This is a genomic window from Micromonospora sp. WMMD1120, assembly GCF_029626235.1.
GTDB lineage: Bacteria > Actinomycetota > Actinomycetes > Mycobacteriales > Micromonosporaceae > Micromonospora.
On the sequence record NZ_JARUBO010000005.1, the window covers coordinates 2278859 to 2294525 of the forward strand.

Annotated in this window: 18 protein-coding genes; 8 read left to right on the forward strand and 10 right to left on the reverse strand. The window is 72.5% G+C overall.

The features are described 5' to 3' along the window. Positions 1-600: 600 nt before the first annotated feature. Positions 601-1683 (forward strand): NAD-dependent epimerase/dehydratase family protein, encoded by a 1083-nt coding sequence (locus O7634_RS10785; RefSeq protein WP_278149992.1) that lies wholly within the window; start codon positions 601-603, stop codon positions 1681-1683. 16 nt (positions 1684-1699) lie between these two features. Here the strand turns inward: O7634_RS10785 and O7634_RS10790 are convergent, their stop codons facing one another. The 5 genes from O7634_RS10790 to O7634_RS10810 all read right to left on the reverse strand — a co-directional run bounded on the left by O7634_RS10790 (position 1700) and on the right by O7634_RS10810 (position 6430). After that, the gene (locus O7634_RS10790; RefSeq protein ID WP_278149993.1) at positions 1700-2905 is read right to left on the reverse strand and encodes a hypothetical protein; all 1206 of its coding nucleotides are present in this window, start codon (positions 2903-2905) and stop codon (positions 1700-1702) included. A gap of 50 nt (positions 2906-2955) precedes the next feature. After that, positions 2956-3705, reverse strand: coding sequence for a ZIP family zinc transporter (locus O7634_RS10795; protein WP_278149994.1), 750 nt, complete (start codon positions 3703-3705; stop codon positions 2956-2958). A gap of 54 nt (positions 3706-3759) precedes the next feature. Next, positions 3760-4950: a GNAT family N-acetyltransferase gene (locus O7634_RS10800; RefSeq protein WP_278149995.1), complete on the reverse strand. Its 1191-nt coding sequence runs from the start codon at positions 4948-4950 to the stop codon at positions 3760-3762. 85 nt (positions 4951-5035) lie between these two features. After that, positions 5036-5755, reverse strand: a complete 720-nt coding sequence (locus tag O7634_RS10805; protein ID WP_278149996.1) for a PP2C family serine/threonine-protein phosphatase — start codon at positions 5753-5755, stop codon at positions 5036-5038. A gap of 36 nt (positions 5756-5791) precedes the next feature. Further along, positions 5792-6430 carry an XRE family transcriptional regulator gene (locus O7634_RS10810; RefSeq protein WP_278149997.1) on the reverse strand — a complete coding sequence of 213 codons (639 nt, stop codon included), beginning with the start codon at positions 6428-6430 and terminating at the stop codon, positions 5792-5794. A 56-nt stretch (positions 6431-6486) separates the two neighbouring features. Between O7634_RS10810 and O7634_RS10815 the strand changes: the two genes are divergently transcribed. After that, the gene (locus O7634_RS10815; protein WP_278149998.1) at positions 6487-7761 is read left to right on the forward strand and encodes a benzoate/H(+) symporter BenE family transporter; all 1275 of its coding nucleotides are present in this window, start codon (positions 6487-6489) and stop codon (positions 7759-7761) included. On the opposite strand, the gene O7634_RS10820 is transcribed toward O7634_RS10815, so the two are convergent. The 4 genes from O7634_RS10820 to O7634_RS10835 form a co-directional block, all read right to left on the reverse strand. Then, complete coding sequence (locus tag O7634_RS10820) at positions 7674-8045, reverse strand: hypothetical protein (RefSeq protein ID WP_278149999.1); 372 nt, start codon at positions 8043-8045, stop codon at positions 7674-7676. The genes O7634_RS10815 and O7634_RS10820 overlap by 88 nt on opposite strands. Before the next feature lie 157 nt (positions 8046-8202). Continuing rightward, positions 8203-8451, reverse strand: a complete 249-nt coding sequence (locus O7634_RS10825) for a hypothetical protein (RefSeq protein WP_278150000.1) — start codon at positions 8449-8451, stop codon at positions 8203-8205. An 81-nt stretch (positions 8452-8532) separates the two neighbouring features. Then, a complete protein-coding gene (mscL, locus tag O7634_RS10830) occupies positions 8533-9006 on the reverse strand; it encodes a large conductance mechanosensitive channel protein MscL (RefSeq protein WP_278150001.1) in 474 nt (157 codons plus the stop codon). Between the two features lie 39 nt (positions 9007-9045). Continuing rightward, complete coding sequence (locus O7634_RS10835; protein ID WP_278150002.1) at positions 9046-9747, reverse strand: FadR/GntR family transcriptional regulator; 702 nt, start codon at positions 9745-9747, stop codon at positions 9046-9048. A 173-nt stretch (positions 9748-9920) separates the two neighbouring features. On the opposite strand from O7634_RS10835, the gene O7634_RS10840 reads away from it, so the two are divergent. After that, positions 9921-11072, forward strand: a complete 1152-nt coding sequence (locus tag O7634_RS10840; protein ID WP_278153933.1) for an MFS transporter — start codon at positions 9921-9923, stop codon at positions 11070-11072. A 13-nt stretch (positions 11073-11085) separates the two neighbouring features. Here O7634_RS10840 and O7634_RS10845 read toward each other — a convergent pair whose 3' ends face one another. Further along, positions 11086-11442, reverse strand: coding sequence for an STAS domain-containing protein (locus O7634_RS10845; protein ID WP_196920593.1), 357 nt, complete (start codon positions 11440-11442; stop codon positions 11086-11088). A 163-nt stretch (positions 11443-11605) separates the two neighbouring features. Here O7634_RS10845 and O7634_RS10850 point away from each other — a divergent pair, with 163 nt between their 5' ends. From O7634_RS10850 to O7634_RS10870, 5 genes are read left to right on the forward strand one after another with little or no spacing between them, the layout of a single operon-like run. Further along, positions 11606-12466, forward strand: a complete 861-nt coding sequence (locus tag O7634_RS10850; protein ID WP_278150003.1) for an STAS domain-containing protein — start codon at positions 11606-11608, stop codon at positions 12464-12466. Then, positions 12466-12876: an STAS domain-containing protein gene (locus O7634_RS10855; RefSeq protein ID WP_278150004.1), complete on the forward strand. Its 411-nt coding sequence runs from the start codon at positions 12466-12468 to the stop codon at positions 12874-12876. The genes O7634_RS10850 and O7634_RS10855 overlap by 1 nt, the downstream gene beginning before the upstream one ends. Then, entirely contained in the window at positions 12873-13292 is a 420-nt protein-coding gene (locus O7634_RS10860; RefSeq protein WP_278150005.1) for an ATP-binding protein, read from the forward strand. The genes O7634_RS10855 and O7634_RS10860 overlap by 4 nt, the downstream gene beginning before the upstream one ends. Beyond that, positions 13289-14302: a SpoIIE family protein phosphatase gene (locus O7634_RS10865; protein WP_278153934.1), complete on the forward strand. Its 1014-nt coding sequence runs from the start codon at positions 13289-13291 to the stop codon at positions 14300-14302. Before O7634_RS10860 ends, O7634_RS10865 begins: the two co-directional genes overlap by 4 nt. Next, a complete protein-coding gene (locus O7634_RS10870) occupies positions 14299-15660 on the forward strand; it encodes a sensor histidine kinase (RefSeq protein ID WP_278150006.1) in 1362 nt (453 codons plus the stop codon). The genes O7634_RS10865 and O7634_RS10870 overlap by 4 nt, the downstream gene beginning before the upstream one ends. Positions 15661-15667 lie beyond the last annotated feature (7 nt).

Below are 15667 nucleotides of genomic sequence, written 5' to 3' on the forward strand. Positions count from 1 at the left end.
CATCCCGGCGATGGATCCGGATCACCACATCCGGCCGCCGCTCACCGTCATTCGCAGCGCAGCATTCTGTAGCGGACGGCCTGAATCGCCAGAACCCGCATCCGGCTGTCGTACCGCCCAGTCCACCTCGGCGACACTTAACCGCATGCAGGACAGACGAGCACCCCACGAGGCGCCCGGTTCCACATAGGATGCTCGACATCAGGCTAATGGGCGAAACCCCGCAGGTGAACCCGCGCATCTCCTCGATGGATGCCGATGCCGTTTGGCGACACCCATGGATTAAAAGTCCACAGCTCTGCCATTGAGCTAGCGGCCCGCGCGCTCAGGTTACCCGACGGTGAGCGCCGACGGCGCTCGGCTTCCGGCCGGTCGTCGATGGCTGCGGCTGGTCGGGCCGCCACCACCAGCCGGCGGGAGAGGGGAGAAGCGGGGCTGGGTGCGGGACTCCGGCCCTTGATCGACTCGGGTTTCAGGAACTCGGGCTGTCCGGTCCGCTCGGATGCCCCGACTTTCAGGAAGTCGAGTGGATCAAGCCGCGCGAGCCGCGCGCCGGGCGGGTGGGCGGTTGAGGCGCTGCTGGGCGGGTACGGGGTCGGCATGCGGATCGTGGTGGTGGGGGCCAGCGGCAACGTCGGCACGGCCTTGCTGCGCCGGCTGCGTCGCGAGCGGGACGTTCAGGTGGTCGGGGTGGTACGACGGTTGCCGGGTCCGGATGCCGGCGAGCCGTACGACGAGGTGGAGTGGCACTCCCAGGACATCGGCGCGCCGGGTGCGGCGGAGCGGCTCGCCGGGGTGTTCGCGGGTGCGGACGCGGTGGTGCACCTGGCGTGGCAGATCCAGCCCAGCCACGACCAGCGGGTGCTGCGCCGGACGAACGTCGACGGCAGTCGGGCGGTGATCGACGCGGTGCTGCGGGCCGGTGTGCCGGCGCTCGTGTACGCCTCGTCGGTCGGCACGTACGCGCCCGGCCCGAAGGATCACCCGGTCAGCGAGCGGTGGCCGGCCACCGGGGTGCCCGGTTCGTCGTACAGCGCGCACAAGGCCGAGGTGGAGTCGCTGCTGGACGGGGTCGAGCGGGAGCATCCGGCGCTGCGGGTGGTGCGGCTGCGACCCGGGTTGGTCTTCCAGCGGGCCGCCGGTGTGGAGATCACCAGGTATTTTCTCGGCCCGCTGGCCCCGGTGCGCTTGCTGCGCTTCGGTCGGATTCCGCTGGTGCCGGCGAACCGCAGGTTGCGGGTGCAGGCGGTGCACGCCGACGACCTCGCTGACGCGTACACCAGGGCGGTGTTGGGTGATGTGCGCGGCGCCTTCAATGTCGCCGCGGACCCGGTGCTCACTCCGGAGCTGGTGGCCCGGCACTTCCACGGGTGGACGGTGCCGGTCGCCGCGCCGGTGCTGCGGGCGGCGGCGGCGCTGAGCTGGCGGGCGCGGTTGCAGCCGGTGGACGCGGGTTGGGTGGAGCTGGGGCTGAACGTGCCGCTGATGTCCAGCGAACGGGCGGAGACCGAGCTGGGTTGGCAGCCGACGACCACAGCGCTGACCGCGCTCCAGGAGCTCTTCGCCGGGATGGCCGACGGCGACCACACGGGCAGCCCGCCACTGTCCGGCGCGCCGAGCCTGCCCGGTCGTCCCGCCGGCCTGCTGAAGGCCCGCCCGCCGGGCGAGGGCAACCCCTACTGACGGGGAGCCGGCGACGTCAGGACAGCTTGGAGCCGGTCACCGTGGGGTTGCGGGCGCCCAGGAAGAAGATGCCGGGGAAGCCCCGGGTCTCGAACTTGCCGCTGGGATTGCGGCGCAGGGTCGAGTCTTCGATCTTCATAGTGCCGGTGCGGTTGTTGCTGACGAAGAAGACAGCGCCGCCGCCCTCGTTCGCTCTGTTGTTCTCGACGATCGTGCCGGCGAGCCGGACGGTGAACTCGTTGCCGTCGCAGTAGATCGCGCCGCCGCTGCCGCCGCCGGGCGTACCGGACTTGGCCGGGTTGGCCCCGTTGCCGATGGCCTCGTTGTGGCTGAACACGCTGTTCAGCACCACCCAGGAGACGCCGATGCTGCTCAGCGCGCCCCCGTTGGAGCAGGAGCCGCCCTGGCCGGACGCGCCGCCGAAGGTGCTGCTCACGACGTACACCGGTTTGTTCTCGTGTTGGCTGAGCACCCGGATGGCCGCGCCGCCCAGGTCCGGGCCGGTACGGTCGCAGCGGTTGCGGACGAAGCGTGAGTTGACCACCTTGAACCGGCCCCCGCGTACGAAGATCGCCCCACCGCCGCCGCCCTCGACCTTCTCGCCGGTGGAGTTGCCGTCGGCGAAGGTCAGGTTCTGCACGGTGAGCTGCGGGTGGTCCTGGTTCTGGCAGTGCGAGGTGGTGAAGCCCTGGGCCTGGTCGCAGGTGTTCATGTAGAGGATGCGGCGCTGCCCCTGACCGCTGAGCGTGACCCGGCCGCCGCCGTCCAGCACCACCTTCGGCCCGTTGGCGTTGCGGACCTTCGCGGTGGCGGTCATCTTGATCGTCACCGGGGCCGGTCCGCAGTTGAACACGATGACGCCGCCGGCCGCGACGGCCTTGACGACCGCCGCCGAGGTGCAGCTCGCCGGGGTGCCGGTGCCGATGGTCCGGGTCGGCTTCGAGGTGTCCACCGCCCGCGCCTCGGCCGGCACCGTGGCACGGCCGTTCGGGTTGCCGGCCGCGAGCACCTTGGCCGCCGGCTTCGGGCTCGCGCTGGCCCCGGGGCCGCCCAGGCCGTCCCGGGCATCCGGCGCGGCGCTCTGGTCGGCGGTCGTCGGGGCCGTCGCTGCGGCGGACGGACCGGACTGGAACGAGGGCGCCGGGTCGTCGGACGAGCAGGCGGGCAGGGTCGCGGCGGCGACACCGAGGACGAGTACGGCAGCAAGCGACGTCAGGCGCACCCCGTGATGCTAGGGCGTCTGTCAAAGCCCCGGGCCGGCCCGACCGCCCGTCAGCTGTGCGAGAGCGCGAACGCGGTCAGGAAGCCGGCGACGGTGATCAGGCCGACCAGCAGGTGCGCGTCCTCGAACGCCTCGGGAACCATGGTGTCGGTGATCATCGCGAGGATCGCGCCGGCGGCCAGCGCCGTGATCCCGGCCAGCACCTCCGGCGGGGCGCCGCCCAGCAGTGTGTTGCCGAGCAGCGCCGCCACCCCGCTGAGCACCGCGATCCCGGTCCAGAGCAGGAACACGTACCGCCGGGTCCGCCCGGCCTGGCGCATGCCGGCCGCGCTGGACAGGCCCTCCGGGACGTTACTCAAGAAGACCGCCGCCACCGTGACCAGGCTGACCGTGCCGCCGCTGAGCAGGCTCGCGCCGATCACCACCGATTCCGGTACGCCGTCGAGCAGCGCCCCGACGGCGATCGCCGACCCGGACCCGGGCTGCTCCTTCTCGGAGGGCTGCTGGTCACCGGAGCGCTTCCGGTGCCGGGCGCCGTGCCGGGCGAGCGCCAGGTTGGCCAGTGTGTAGACGAGGGCGCCGCCGGCGGCACCGAGTGCGGTGGGCAGCAGACCGCCCCGCGCGTGCGCCTCGGCGATCAACTCGAACGACACGGCGGAGAGCAGCACCCCCGCCCCGAACGCCATGATCGATGCGATGACGCGCTGCGGCACCCGGGCGAACCAGCCGACCGCCGCGCCGACCAGCAGCGCCGACCCGGCCAGCAGTCCCCACCCACCCGCCTGTAACCACTCCGGCATTCGCCGGACCGTACCCACCGTCGCCGGCACGGCAAACCCTGTCGCGAGGAGTGCTCAGAAGTCGGTGAAGAGGTACGGCACCTGGCGGGGGAAGATGCCGCGTAGCTCGCCGGCCGCGTCCGCCGGCACCTCGCCAAGCCCGTGCAACGGCAGCTCGGCCGGGTCCAGCACCCCGTACGCCAGGGCGGAGAGCCCGGCCGCGGTGAGCGTGGCGGTCGGCGCGGGGCCGGAGGTGTCGTCGACCAACTCCAGCGTGCCGGTCGTGCCGTCCAGCAGGTGGGTGCCGGTCAGCCAGCGGTCCCCGGTCAGCTCGACGCGTACCCGGCCCGGTCCGGAGGGCAGGCCGCGTAGCGCGTCCACCGACAGCAGCCGGGCCATCGGCGCGGACGATCCGGGTCGACCGGCCCGCGCGTCGACGTGCACGTCCAGGTCGGTCAGCCACAGCTCCGGCAGCTCGTCCGGCGGGACCTGCACGGTGACCCGTTCGACCTGGTCGACGTGCCGGGCGAAGAACTGCAACAGCAGCATCCGGGCCAGCGGGTCGGTGGCGAGCAGTTCGTTGCCGTGCAACGTGCCACCGTGGTCGTCGATGCGGTACGTGATCGCGCCGGTGACCTCGCCGTCCACCCGGGCGGTGAGCAGCCAGTGCTCGTCGCGGTCCCGCAGGCCGACGTCCCGGTAGTCGGGGAAGAGCGAGAAGCCGTGCCGCTGCGCGAGGCAGCGCTCGGTGAACGCCCGCCACGCCGGGTAGCCGGCCGAGATGCGCTCCCAGCCCAGCTCTCCGGGTAGCTCGGCACGCAGCAGCGACCCCAGGTCGGCCGGTGTGAAGGTGACCGTGCGGGGCTTGGGCAGGCCGGTGTAGCCGAAGCGGGCGTAGAAGCTGGGCCGGAACGGGTACAGCGCGCTGAGCGGGAACCCCTGGTCACGCATCTCGTCGAGGAGCTGGTGCAGCAACGTCCGGACGTGCCCCTGCCGGCGGGCCAGCGGATGGGTGGCGACCCCGGCCACCCCGGCCATCGGCAGCACCACCCCACGGACGTTCTGCCGCATCGGGATCGCCGTGACGGCGGCCCGCGTCTCGCCGCCCTCCTCCAGCATTAGCGTCGTGTTGCCCTGCTGGTAGGGCAGGTAGTCGCGGAACTGGTCCGTCCGCGCCGCGCTGAGCGGGGACGACTCGAAGGCGTACGCGGCCAGCGGGAAACTGGTGGTGAGGCGATCGTCGGCGATCACCCGGCGGATGGTCATTCGCCCATCTCAACCCGCCGTTCGGGTCGCAGCAACCGGATTGCCTCGATTTGTCACCGGCGATGCCCTGCGGCCCGGCCGCGCCTCAGTGGTCGATTACGTCGGAGACCACCACAGTGACGTTGTCCGGTGCGCCAGCGTGGTGAGCCAGCTTCACCAACTGCTCGCCGCACTGCTGGCGATCGGCGTACATGCCCAGCGCCGCCGCTATCGCCTCGTCCTCGACGTAGTCGGAGAGCCCGTCGCTGCACAGCAGCAGCCGGTCGCCGGCGACCACGGTGAGCACCCCGACCGCCGGTGGGGTGTCGGCGCCCTGCACGGCCCGGGTCACCAGGGATCGCTGCGGGTGGTAGCGGGCCTGCTCGGGCGAGAGCGTGCCCTGGTCGACGAGCGCCTGCACGAACGTGTCGTCCCGGGTGAGCTGGGTCAGCTCCCCGTCGCGCAGCAGGTAGCACCGGGAGTCGCCGACCTGGGCGAGCACCAGGGTCTCCCCGGCCAGCAGCGCCGCGGTGAGCGTGGTGCCCATCCCGTCCCGGCTCGGGTCGACGGTGATGGCGGCGTGGATGCGCTGGTTGGCGGTGCTGACCACGGCCCGCAGGGCGTCGGCGGCGCCGTCCGGGTCGGTGGGCGGGACCAGCTCGTCCAGGATCCGGATCACGATCTCGCTCGCCACCTCGCCCGCGGGGAGCCCACCCATGCCGTCGGCGACGGCGATCAGGCGGTCACCGGCGAGGGCGGAATCCTCGTTGTTGGTGCGGACCAAGCCGATGTCGTTGAGGATGGCCGAGCGGAGGATCAGCGTCATGGGGTCAAGCTTGCCAAGAACAACCCGGATTCGTCTCTACGGCTCCGGCGAAGGCTCAGAAATGATTGCGATTTCCGTCGTCGGATCGACGGTTCGCCGCCGGTCGGTCGGCGCTGCGTGGCGTGGATAGCGCAGCAGCAGGCTCGCCGCGACCTCCTCGTCACCGACCGCCGCGTAGGTGTGCGGCACGTCCGACACCCACCGCAGGTGACCACCGGGCCTGGCGGTCAGCGGCGCGTCGGCCGGCCCGGCCCGTAGCACCCCGGCGAAGACGGTGACGTGTTCGGTGACGCCCGGTTGGTGGGCGGGGGAGGCCTGCACGACACCGGGCGCGACGTGCATCCGGTACAGCTCGTAGGTCGCGTCGGTGTCGTCGAACACCTCCAGCAGGGTGGCGGTGACCGCGGTGCCGTGCACGACCGGCCCGGCGGTCGGCTCGGTCAGCAGGGCGGTGAACGGTACGCCGAGCTGCGCGGTGACCGCCCAGAGCGTGTCCAGGGTCGGGTTACGGGTGCCGTGCTCCAGGCCGGAGAGGGTGGCCTTCCCGACACCGGCGAGCCGGGCCAGTGTGGACAGCGAGATGCCCCGCTCCTCGCGCAGGGCGCGGACCCGGCGGCCGATGACGACGGGATCGCCGTCCAGGCCGGGGCGACGGGCTGGTGGTGACTGCGGCACCCGGCTATCGTGCTACACGCTGTCGTTCCGTAAACGGAACAGTCGGGGGAGTGGGCATGACCGGACGCGTGCAACCGCTGCTGGCGGGCGTGGTGACCGCGCTCGTCGGCTTCGCCAGTTCGTTCACCGTCGTCCTGGCCGGGCTCCGGGCGGCCGGCGCGTCGGACGCGCAGGCCGCCTCGGGTCTGCTGGCCCTCTGTGTGGCGAGTGGTCTCGCCGCCGCCTGGCTGGGCTGGCGGTACCGGATACCGATGAGCGCGGCCTGGTCCACCCCGGGCGCGGCGCTGCTGGTGGCGACCGGACCGCCCCCGGGTGGGTGGCCGGTCGCGGTCGGCGCCTTCCTCGTCTCGGGCGCGCTGATCGTCGCCGCCGGGCTGTTCCCGCCGCTGGGCCGGGCGGTGGCCGCCATCCCCAGGCCGGTGGCCGGCGCGATGCTCGCCGGGGTGCTGCTGCCACTCTGCACCGCCCCGGTCCGCGCGCTCGTCGACCTGCCGATGGTGGCGGGCCCGGTGGTCCTCGGCTGGCTGCTGCTGCACCGGTTCGCCCGCCGCTGGGCGGTGCCCGGCGCGCTGGTGGTGGCGGTGGTGGCGATCGCGCTGACCGCGCCGCCCGCCGGACTGCCCGAGGACGCCCTGGTTCCCGGCGTCACGCTCACCGTTCCGGCCTGGAACGCGTCGGCGCTGTTCGGGCTCGCCCTGCCGCTGTTCCTGGTCACCATGGCCGCGCAGAACGTGCCGGGGATGGCGGTGCTGGTCGGCTACGGATACCGTCCGCCGTTCGGCGCGGCGCTGCGGACCACCGGCCTGCTGAGCCTGCTCGCCGCGCCGGCCGGTGGACACGCGGTGAACCTCGCGGCGATCACCGCCGCGCTCGCCGCCGGCCCCGACGCCCACCCGGACCCGGAACGCCGGTGGGTCGCGTCGGTCACCGCCGGCGCCGGGCTGGCGGTGCTCGGCCTGGGCGCCGGTGCGGCCACCGCGCTCGTCGCGGTCGCCCCGCCGATCCTCATCGAGGCGGTCGCCGGGCTGGCCCTGCTGGGCGCGCTCGCCACCGCGCTCGCGTCGGCGGTGACCGACCCGGCGACCCGTGAGGCAGCGGTGGTCACCTTCGTGGTGACCGCCTCCGGGGTCACGCTGATCGGCGTGGGCGGCGCGTTCTGGGGCCTGGTGGCGGGCTGCCTGCTGCTGCTGATCTTCCGCCGACGCCCACCCGCGCCCGTCCCGCCGGACCGGTCAGTGGAGACTCACTCCTCGGGCGGCAGGTCGGCCACGCCGACGGCGAGGAGGACCCGGCCGTCGGCCACCGATCCGATCCGGTCGGCCGGTACGTAGACCGCGCCGGTGCGGGTCAACTCGGTCGAGACCTTCAGGTAGCCGCTGTGCAGCAGCCGCGCGGCCAGGTCGGCCGGAACGTCCGGCTCCTCGACCGCGGTCGCCTCGATCAACTCGTCCAGGCTGCTGCCCGGATCGGCGGTCGAGGTCTGGACGGTCACCGCGTTCGGGTCGCCCCGCTGGACGAGGTCCACCGTGCCGACCTCGGTGCCGGCCGAGTCGATCACCGGCATCCCGGTGGTGATCCGCGCAATGGTCGCCTGCTGCTCGTCCTGCTGGTCCATCTCTCAGCGGTTCCCGGGGCGTCGCGCCGCTAAACGCTGCCAACGCCCGTCCCGGCGGCGATGAGTCTGGAAAGCACCATGACTCTGAGGCATGAATATGCCTCAGAGTCATGGCCGCCGTCGGTGACACCGCTTCCAGAGCCGGCGTACCCACCGCTCAGCCGGACGTCGTCCAGCCGCCCGGCGGGCGCGGGGACAACTCCCGCCAGGTGTCCGGGCCGTCGAGTAGCGCCCGGACCGTCTCCTCGGCCTCGTCCGCGCTGGCGTACTCGTAGAAGCGGGAGATGCCCTCGGCGCCGCCGGCCCGTTGCTCGACGTGCCACCGGTCGGCGTCCACCCGCAGGAAGACGTCCCGCCGGGCCAACCGCCCCCACTTGCCGTTCCACCAGTGCTTTCGCTGCTCCATGGCGGGACTCTATCGAACACACGTACGAGAAAGTGCGGCCCCTGCGGGAATCCCGCAGGGGCCGATGTGCATGGGCTCGGGTCAGCGCGGCGACGGGGGTTCGGTCCGCCGGCCCAGCACGTCGTCGAGCGCGCCCCGCTGCTGGCCCGGCGTGGTGTGGCCGGCGGAGACCAGGGCGTCCCGGATCTCGGTGAGCAGCTTGACCTCTTCGCTCGGCGCCGAGGGCGGCGGCTCCTCGCCCCGCTTGCGCCGCTCCGCCAGCTTGTTCATCGGGTAGACGACGAGGAAGTAGAGCGCCAGCGCGGTCAGGCCGAAGGTGATCAGCGCGTTGATGAAGCTCACCCAGTCGAACTTGACCCCCTCGATGTCCCAGGCGGTGCCTTCGATCCCCTTGTCGCTCCCGGTGATCAACACGCTGATCAGCGCGATCAGGGGCTTGAGGAAGGAGGTGGTGAGCTGGGTGACGACGCCGGTGAACGCGGCGCCGATGACGACACCGACCGCCAGGTCGACGACGTTGCCACGCATGATGAAGTCTTTGAAGCCCTTGAGCATCCGTACTCCCGAGGTGTCCGCTTTTCTGTCCGGCACAACCTATGCCCGGTCGGCGGGTTCCAGAAAAGCGCCGGCTTCGAGCGCCGCCCGGCCCGGGTCACCGGCCCGGATCGCCTCCACCAGCCGGGTGTGGTCCACGTAGCGCTCGGGACTCAGCGCACCCCCCATCGCCTGCGCGACGGTGCTGCGCAGGGCGGCGCCGACCGACGCGTACAGCTCGGCCAGCATGGTGTTGTGGGCGGCGGCGACCACCGCCGTGTGCAGCGCCGCGTCGGCCTCGACGAACGCGTCGACCCGGCCGCCGCGCCAGGCGGCCTCGCGCTCGGCCAGCGCGCCGTCGAGCGCCGCCAGGTCGGCGGGGGTACGCCGCAGCGCGGCGAGCCGGGCGGCCTCCACCTCGAAGGCGCGGCGCACCTCGACGACCTCGGTCATCCGGTCGTCGCCGAGTCGCCGGGCGACGACCGGCGCGAGCTCGTCGGTGGACACCACGTACGTGCCGGAGCCCTGCCGGCACTCCAGCACCCCGGCGTGCACCAGGGCACGGACCGCCTCGCGGATGGTGTTGCGCCCCACGCCCAGCGCGGCGACCAGTTGCGGCTCGGTGGGGATGCGTCCGCCGACGGGCCACTCGCCGCCGAGGATGCGCGCGCGTAGCTGCTCGATGGTCTGCCGGACCCGGTGACCGCGCGGCGGCACCGGCGGCGCGGACCGCGCCGGGGAGGAATCACCAGACGGTGGCACTGGTTACATCACCGGCCCCAAATTCATCCCATGATTGTAGGTTAGCGGTCATGACCCCGCCACCCGTCGCCGCTCCGGCGCCGCCCGCTCCCGTCGCCGTCGACAGCCTTCCGACCCGGGACCCGGGCCGGCCGGCGTACCCGGCGACCGGTGGCGCGCTGGTGCTGGTCGGGATGCTGCTGGTCGCGCTCAACCTGCGTGCCGTGGTGACCAGCCTCGGCGCGCTGCTCGACGAGGTCCGCGACGGGTTGGGCCTCTCCGGCGCCGTCGCCGGCCTGGTCACCACGCTGCCGACCATCGCGTTCGCCGGTCTCGGCGCGCTCACCCCGTGGCTGGTCCGCCGGGTGGCGCCGGCCCGGGTGCTGGTGGTCGCCATGCTCGCCCTCGCCGTCGGCCAGGTGCTCCGGGTCGCCACCGACTCGGCCGTGGTGTTCGTGCTCACCAGCGCGCTGGCGCTGTCCGGCATCGCGGTCGCCAACATCCTGTTGCCGATGCTGGTCAAGCAGCACTTCCCGCACCGCACCGGCCTCGTCACCGGGGCGTACACGATGGCGCTGACAGTCGGCACGACGGTGGCCGCGGCCTCGGCCGTGCCGATCGCGCACGCCTTCGGGTCGTGGCGGGCCGGGCTCGGTGTCTGGGCCGCGATGGCCGCCGTGGCCGTACTCCCGTGGGTTCCGCTGGCGCTGCGGACCCGCGCCGCCGCGCGGCGGGTGACCCCGACGGCGGTCGCCGCCGCGTCCGCGCGGGTCCGGCCGGCGCGGACCCGACTGGGGTGGGCGATGGCCATCTACTTCGGGGCGCAGTCGCTCAGCGGGTACGCGATCATGGGCTGGCTGGCCCAGTTGTTCCGGGACGCCGGCTACCAGCCGGAGGCGGCCGGGCTGCTGCTCGCCGGGGTGACCGCGCTCGGCGTGCCGATCGCCCTGCTGATGCCCACAGTGGCCGGGCGGCTGGGCAGCCTGCGCCCGCTGGTGCTCGGGCTGACCACCGCGTCGACGCTCGCCTACCTGGGGTTGGCGCTCGCGCCGCACCCGGCCGCGCTGCTCTGGGTCACCCTGCTGGCGATCGGTCAGGGCGCGTTCCCGCTGATCCTGACCGCCATCGGCCTGCGCGCCCGCACCGCCGAGGGGACCGTCGCGCTGTCGGCGTTCGCGCAGAGCACGGGTTACGTGATCGCCGCTCTCGGCCCGCTCCTGGTGGGCATCCTCTACGAGGCCACCGGCGGCTGGACCGCGCCGCTCGGGTTCCTGCTGGGCGCCCTCGCCGTGCAGACGGCGGCGGGCATGGCGATAGCTCGTCCCCGATACGTCGAGGACGAGTGAACGGCCGCAGCGATCAGGAGGAGGCCGGCGTCGATTCGCCGGCGACTGCCTCGTCGACCGTCGGATAGGTGTGCAGCACCTCCACCAGACCGCTCACCTCGAGGATGCGCAGCACGCCCCGCTGTGGTGCGGCCAGCCGGACCACGCCGCCCGCCTCGTCGCAGCTGTTCTTGGCGCGGACGAAGACCGACAGACCGGTCGAGTCGCAGAAAGAGACGTCCGCCAGGTCGAAAACCAGCCGGTTGCGGCCCTTGTCGAGCAGATCGGTGATCTGGTCCTGCAACTGCGGTGCGGTGGCCATGTCCAACTCGCCCGCGACCGACACGACGACCACGTCGCCGCGTTGTTCCGTGTGCACCGTCAACGACATTCGCCAGACCTCCTGTTATCGGGGGAACGGTATCCCACCACCGGGGTCGAACGCAGAACGGGAGCCGGGATCCGGTGGCCATCGTCATTCCGTTGCTACGGGACAAGTAGTTGGTCAGGCCCCGGTGATAGAGTCCGCCCGGTCCAGGTCAAGGGGGTTCGAAATGGCGTTGAGCACCGAAGAAACCGGTCGGCTCGTCGCGCTGCTCGGCGCACAGGCCGATCGGGTCACGTCTCGGTGGACCGAGATCGTCACCAGTTCGTTGCGGGGGCGGCTCAGCCAGGCCGAGTTGCGCCGCCAGGTCGAGGACCTGCACCGGGCCATCGTCGCCGCCGGCGAGCAGGGCGACCTCGACCTGTCCGCCGACAACGCCGCCGAGTTGCGCGCCGCGCTCTCCGAGCTGTCCCGTGGGCGGGCCCGGCAGGGCTTCTCCGCGACCGAGACCTCGGTGAGCGTCTTCGCGCTCAAGGACGTGCTCGCCGACCTGGTGCAGGAGACCGAGGGCGCGAACGCGCTGCGTGACTACGTCGCCTTCGCCAAGCTGGTCGACGAGATGGGCCTGTTCACCTTCGAGAGCTTCGTCCGCACCCGGGAGAGCCTGATCGCCGACCAGGCCGAGCAGTTGCTCGAGCTCTCCACGCCGGTGGTCAAGCTCTGGGAGGGCGTGGTCGCCGTCCCGCTGGTCGGCACGCTCGACTCGGCCCGCGCCCAGGTCGTGATGGAGCGGCTGCTGCAGACCCTGGTCGACACCGGCTCCCCGTACGCGATCATCGACATCACCGGCGTCCCGGCGGTGGACACCCAGGTCGCCCAGCACATCCTGAAGACCGTGGTGGCCGCCCGGCTGATGGGCGCCGACTGCATCATCTCCGGCATCCGGCCACAGATCGCCCAGACCATCGTGGCGCTCGGCATCGAGTTCGGCGACATCGCCACCAAGTCGAGCCTCGCCGACGCGCTGCGCCACGTGCTGCGACTCACCGGCGTGGAGACCGCCCGTCGCCAACCGCGCAGGGACGCCTGATGGAACGCGTGCCGATCCTCAAGATCGGCAACATCCTGCTCGTCTCCATCCAGCTGGACATGTCCGACCAGACCGCGGTCCAGCTCCAGGAGGATCTCGCCGAGCGGATCGTCGCCACCGGCTGCCACGGCGTCATCATCGACATCACCGCGCTGGACATCGTCGACTCGTTCGTCGGGCGGATGCTCTCCACCATCGCCTCGATCTCCAAGGTGCTCGACGCGGAGACGGTTGTCGTCGGCATGCGCCCGGCCGTCGCCATCACGCTCGTCGAACTGGGGCTCTCCCTCAACGGCATCCGTACCGCCCTGAACGTCGAGCGCGGCATGGAACTGATCGCGGCGGCCCGCGCCGACGAGCTCGATGCTCAGCTCGACGACGATCCAGACGACGAGACGGCCACGCCGTGACCGCGGGCATCGACCTGGGCCATCCACAGGCACAGGCGATCCGGAGCGACGAGGACGTGGTGCGCGTCCGGCAACTGGTCCGGGCCGTGGCGGTGGCCGTGAAGCTGTCGCTCGTCGACCAGACGAAGGTGGTCACCGCGGCGAGCGAGCTGGCCCGCAACACGTTGGTATACGGCGGCGGCGGGTCGGTGGAGGTCACGGTGGTGGACAACGGCCGGCGTAAGGGCGTGCAGATCGTCTTCGCGGACTCCGGACCGGGCATCCCGGACCTGGACCTGGCCCTGACCGACGGCTACACCACCGGCGGCGGGCTCGGCCTCGGGCTGAGCGGGGCCCGGCGCCTGGTCGACGACTTCCAGATCGAGACGTCGGCGGAGACCGGCACCCGGATCACGGTCACCAAGTGGTCCAGGTGAGCGGCGACGCGGTCACCGACAGTGGCATCTGGTTCCGGGTGGAGGCCAGCAGCGCGGCCAGCGCCGTCCGGCGGGCCGCCGAGCGCCTCGGCGCGCAGCTGGAGATGGGCGAGGCGCGCGTCGCCGACCTGGCCATCGTCGCCGCCGAGCTGACCAGCAACCTGGTCAAACACGCCGACGAGGGTGTCCTGCTGCTCCGTCCGGTACGCCGCAGGGGGCAGGCCGGTGTGGAGCTGGTGGCCGTCGACTCCGGGCCCGGCATGGCCGACCTGACCATCTCGTCCCGGGACGGGCACTCCACCGCCGGCACCCTCGGCATCGGCCTGGGCGCCATCGTGCGGCAGGCCAGCTGGTTCGACGGCTACTCGCTGCCGGGCCGGGGCACCGTCCTCGCCGTGCAGATCTGGCCGGCGGCGCTGCCCGTGCCGTCCTGGGCCGGCGCCCTGACCCGGCCGATCAACGGCGAGACGGTCAGCGGTGACGGCTACGCCGTCCGGGTCGCCGACGGGCGGCACCAGGTGCTGGTCAGCGACGGCCTGGGGCACGGTCCGCTGGCCGCCGCCGCCACCGAGGCGGCGCTGGCCGCGTTCCGTAACGCCCCGTCCGGGCCCCCGGCGGCGGTGATCGGTCACCTGCACCGGTCGATGTCGCACACCCGTGGCGCCGCGCTCGCCGTCGCCGAGCTGTCGCCGGAGGCCGCCGTGCTGCGCTACGCCGGCCTGGGCAACATCACCGGCGTCGTCGTCGACGGCGACGGTCAGCGTCGTGGGCTGGTGTCACTGCCCGGCATCGCCGGCCACCAGCGGCCGGCCATCCGGGAGTACGACTATCCGTTCGCTCCGGGCGCCCAGCTCGTGATGCACAGCGACGGGGTGGTCGACCGGTGGCGGTTGACCGACTACCCGGGTCTGCCGGAGAAATCCCCGCTGGTGATGGCGGCGACACTCCTGCGGGACGCCGGTCTGCGGCGCGACGACGCCTGCGTCCTGGTCGCGAGGTCCTGGGCATGACCGAGGAGCCGGCCGCACCGCCGCTGCTACAGATGGCGCTCCGGGTCGAGCAGGACATCTTCGTGATCCGCCAACGCGGCCGCGAGGTGGCCGCCGTGGTCGGCCTCGAACACCAGGACCAGGTGCGCATCGCCACAGCGCTCAGCGAGGTCGCCCGTGACCTGTTGCGGACGGTCGGCGGCGCGGACGTCTCGTTCCACGTCGACGCGGGCAGCGACGGCCGCTTCCACCTGCGGGCCGACCTGGCCCCGGTGGCTCCGCTGCCCGGCGGTGACTACCAGCCGCAGTCCGGTGCCGTGTCCCGACTGGTCGACACATTGAGCGTGCCGACCGTCGACGGGGTTACGGTCGTGAGGATGTCCCGACGAGTCCCGGCCAACGCGCCGATCCCTACCTCGGATCGGCTCGCCGAGTTCCGTAGCGAACTCGGCAGCATCGCGCCGGCCAGCGCCCTGGACGAGCTGACGGTGCAGAACGGGCAGCTCATCGCCGCGCTGGACGAGGTGCGCACGCAGCGCGACGAGCTGGCCGTGCTCAACGAGGAACTGGCCGAGACCAACAGGGGTGTGCTGGCGCTCTACAACCAGCTCACCGAGGAGTTGGAGGAGACCAACCGGGGGGTCGTCGCCCTCTACGCCGAGCTGGACGAGAAGTCGGCCCAGTTGCGCGCGGCGAGCGAGTCGAAGAGTCGGTTCCTGGCCAACGTGAGCCACGAGCTGCGGGCCCCGGTCACCGCGATCATCGGTCTGGGGCGGCTGCTGACCGACTCCGCCTCCGACCCGCTCACGGCCGAGCAGGCCCGCCAGGTCGACCTGATCCGCTCCTCCGCCGCAGACCTGCTCAACCTCGTCAACGAGCTGCTCGATCTGGCCAAGGCCGAGTCCGGCCGGATCGAACCGGACCTGACCGACGTGGACCTGCGCCCGGTCTTCGGTCAACTGCGCGGCACACTGCGCGCGCTGGCCACCCGCCCCGAGGTCGAGTTGGTGGTGGAGGAGCCGACCGGGCCGGCAGTGCTGCGCACCGACGAGGTGCTGCTCGGCCAGGTGCTGCGCAACCTCCTGCACAACGGGTTGAAGTTCACCGAGCGCGGCGAGGTGCGGCTGCGGGCCCGCCGGCACGGCGACCGCTGGGACTTCGTGGTCACCGACACCGGCCCCGGCATCGCTCCAGAGCTGCACGACCGGATCTTCGAGGAGTTCTACCAGGTGCCGGGCGCCACCCGGGTCGGCGGGACGGGCCTCGGCCTGCCGTACGCCCGGCGGTTGGTGACCCTGCTCGGTGGCACGCTGGAGCTGACCAGCGAGCCGGGCCGGGGCAGCACATTCACCGTCTCGCTGCCCACCGGCGGAGCGTGAGAGGGTG